This is a genomic window from Arthrobacter sp. Dra40 (assembly GCF_059091905.1).
Genome location: NZ_JBNHHB010000397.1, coordinates 1 through 2,792 on the forward strand (window position 1 = coordinate 1; position 2,792 = coordinate 2,792).

Sequence of the window (2,792 nt, forward strand, 5' to 3'; positions counted from 1 at the left end):
GAACATGCTGACCCCTAAGGAGATCTCCGGCGAGGAAGTCGTCCAGCAGTGGAACGACTTGGCTGCCAAGTACAAGGAGCTCACCGAGAAGTACAACATCTCGCTGGCCGGCGAGTAGCAACACCCACGCAAGGCCGCTTGGCCGTCACCGCGAATCGAGTAAACCATGACGTCCCCCCGCGACACCCCCGCTGAAGGCCACGAGACAGTCGACGTCGCCGAAGACGACCTGACGCCGGAGCAATTGGCCGCCCAATGGGAGGCCGAGGCTCCGCCGCCGGCCGGGCCGGTAGCCAACCTCGCATCATCCGTCGTGGTGCTCATGCTGGGGGTGGCAGGGCTCGTCCTGTCGATCGGACTGGGGCTGGGAACGCCCGCCCAGCCGCGGCCCGGAATGTGGCCGTTCGTGATCAGCCTGATCATCGCTGTCCTCGCGCTGGTCCAACTGGTTGTTGGGCGGCGCGGGGGCAACGATGGCGAAAAGTTCACCACACTGTCCTGGTTGGCGGCCATCGGTTTTCTGACCCTGCTGGTAATGGTGTGGCTGATGCCGATGATCGGTTTCGAAGTGCCCGCACTGATCCTGTGCCTGGTCTGGATGAAGTTCCTCGGCGGCGAAACCTGGCGTGGCGCCGTCCTCTACTCCCTGCTGGTGGTAGCGGCTTTCTACGGCATCTTCATTCTGGCGCTGGGTACCTCGATTCCCCACCTGTTCTAGCGGGTTGTGCGCTCCCGCAGTGTCGGCTTCGCCGCCACTGCGGGACCTCGCACCCCGCTTTTGCCCACTGATCCAAAGGTTTTCGCATGGATTTCCTGCAACCGGTCATCAACGGCTTCGGCGTTGTCCTTGACCCTTCCAACCTGCTCTACTGCTTGCTGGGCGTAGTGATCGGCATGCTGATCGGCGTCCTGCCGGGCCTGGGTCCGGCAGCCACCATCGCCATCCTGCTGCCGCTGACCTATGGGATCGAGCCCGTCACCGCCATCATCATGCTCGCCGGCATTTTCTACGGGGCGCAGTATGGCGGCACCATCACCTCGGTGCTGCTGCGGCTGCCGGGCGAGGCCAGTTCGGTTGTCACCGTCTTCGACGGCTACCAGCTGGCCCGGCAAGGCAAAGCCGGCACGGCGCTGGGCATCGCGGCCATCGGTTCTTTCATCGGCGGCACGATTGCCATTATCGGCCTGACCTTCCTGGCCCCTCTGGTGGCCAGCTTCGCCCTGGACTTCGGCCCGCCCGAATACACTGCGTTGGCCTTGGTCGGCATCCTCCTGGTGGCAACCATCAGCAATGGTGCGAAGCTCAAGGCACTGATCGCCGCCGCTTTCGGCCTGCTGCTCGCCACGGTGGGACGCGACATCTTCACCGGTGCGGAGCGTTTCACGTTCGGCAACCTCAGCTTGGCGGACGGCATTGACTTCGTCCCGGTGGCCATGGGTCTGTTCGGTGTCGGAGAGATCCTCTACAACCTGGAAGAACGCCATCGTGCGGCCCAGGCGCCGGCAAGCGTGGCCAATGTCTGGCCGTCCAAGAAGGACCTTAAGCAGTCGGCGGGGGCCATTGGGCGCGGCTCTGTGCTTGGCTTCTTCCTGGGCATACTGCCCGGCGGCGGCGCCACCATCTCCTCGCTCGCTGCCTACGCAGTGGAGAAGAAGCGCGCCAAGAACCCGGAGCGCTTTGGCAGGGGCGCTGTCGAAGGCGTTGCCGGCCCGGAGACCGCCAATAACGCCGCGGCCACCAGTTCCTTCATTCCCCTGCTGACGCTGGGCATACCAGCCAACGCCACCATGGCCATCATCTTCGGTGCGCTGCTCATCCAAGGGGTGACCCCCGGACCGCAGCTGATGGTCGAGAACCCGGACCTGTTCTGGGGTGTGGTCAACTCGATGTACATCGGCAACATCCTGCTGCTGATCATGTCGATCCCGTTGGTTGGCCTGTTCGTCCGGATCCTGAGGGTGCGTGCCGCCATCCTGGCTCCGATTACTGCCCTGATCACCCTGCTGGGCGCCTACACCATCCGCAACTCGATGTTCGATGTGCTGCTGGTGGTCCTCTTCGGCGCCGTTGGCTACCTGATGAAAAAATTCGGCTTCGAGCCTGGGCCGCTGGTACTGGCCTTCGTGCTGGGTTCGCTGCTGGAGTCGAGCCTGCGCCGTTCGCTGCTGGTGCTCGAGGGAGACGTCGCGGGGTTCATGGGCCGGCCGATCTCCGCCACGCTGCTGGTGGTCTTCGTGGTGGTCGCGGTCTGGCCGATGGTCAAGTCTGCGATGGAACGCCGGAAGAAATCCCGTACCGCCTCTCTCACCAATACTAAGGAGAACGCATGAGCATTCTGGTCGGCTATGTACCCACCCCCGTGGGAGAAGCGGCTGTCGCCGCCGCCATCGCGGAGGCCAAACTCCGCGGCGAGGAACTGCTGATCGTCAACTCCACCCGCGAAGGGGCTCTGGTTGACAAGACCGTGGCGTCGGAGAGCGACCTCCTGCGGCTCACCTCTGCGGCCCATGAAGCAGGTGTGACCTCAGAGATACTGCGCCCCACGCACCGGGACGACCTGGCCGACGAGATTCTTGAGCTTGCCAGCGAACGAGAGGTCTCGCTGATTGTCATTGGGCTCCGTCAGCGCACCCAGGTGGGCAAGTTCATCATGGGTTCGCATGCCCAGCGCATCCTGCTGCAGGCGGACCGGCCGGTACTGGCCGTGAAGGCAACGGACTAGGCCCGGTCGGACGGTATCCTTCGGCGCAAAGTGCAGAAGCGGCAGCAGACCCCGGTCTGCTGCCGCTTC

At 64.1% G+C, this 2,792-nt stretch carries 3 protein-coding genes and 1 pseudogene; all 4 read left to right on the forward strand.

Annotation, left to right across the window (positions count from 1 at the left end; all coding sequences use genetic code 11):
- Nucleotides 1-118, forward strand: a pseudogene (locus tag AC5RWT_RS36365) (tripartite tricarboxylate transporter substrate binding protein); the annotation flags it as partial.
- Between the two features lie 48 nt (nt 119-166).
- On the forward strand, nt 167-718 hold the full coding sequence (locus AC5RWT_RS36370; protein ID WP_494084461.1) for a tripartite tricarboxylate transporter TctB family protein: 552 nt from the start codon (nt 167-169) through the stop codon (nt 716-718).
- 86 nt (nt 719-804) lie between these two features.
- Nucleotides 805-2,331 (forward strand): tripartite tricarboxylate transporter permease, encoded by a 1,527-nt coding sequence (locus tag AC5RWT_RS36375; protein WP_493966981.1) that lies wholly within the window; start codon nt 805-807, stop codon nt 2,329-2,331.
- The gene (locus tag AC5RWT_RS36380; RefSeq protein WP_494084462.1) at nt 2,328-2,723 is read left to right on the forward strand and encodes a universal stress protein; all 396 of its coding nucleotides are present in this window, start codon (nt 2,328-2,330) and stop codon (nt 2,721-2,723) included. Before AC5RWT_RS36375 ends, AC5RWT_RS36380 begins: the two co-directional genes overlap by 4 nt.
- Nucleotides 2,724-2,792 lie beyond the last annotated feature (69 nt).

Bases quoted from the DNA above. Each gene is read 5' to 3' on its own strand.
- AC5RWT_RS36370 (WP_494084461.1), top strand. From the start codon at position 167: ATGACGTCCCCCCGCGACACCCCCGCTGAAGGCCACGAGACAGTCGAC.
- AC5RWT_RS36375 (WP_493966981.1), top strand. From the start codon at position 805: ATGGATTTCCTGCAACCGGTCATCAACGGCTTCGGCGTTGTCCTTGAC.
- AC5RWT_RS36380 (WP_494084462.1), top strand. From the start codon at position 2,328: ATGAGCATTCTGGTCGGCTATGTACCCACCCCCGTGGGAGAAGCGGCT.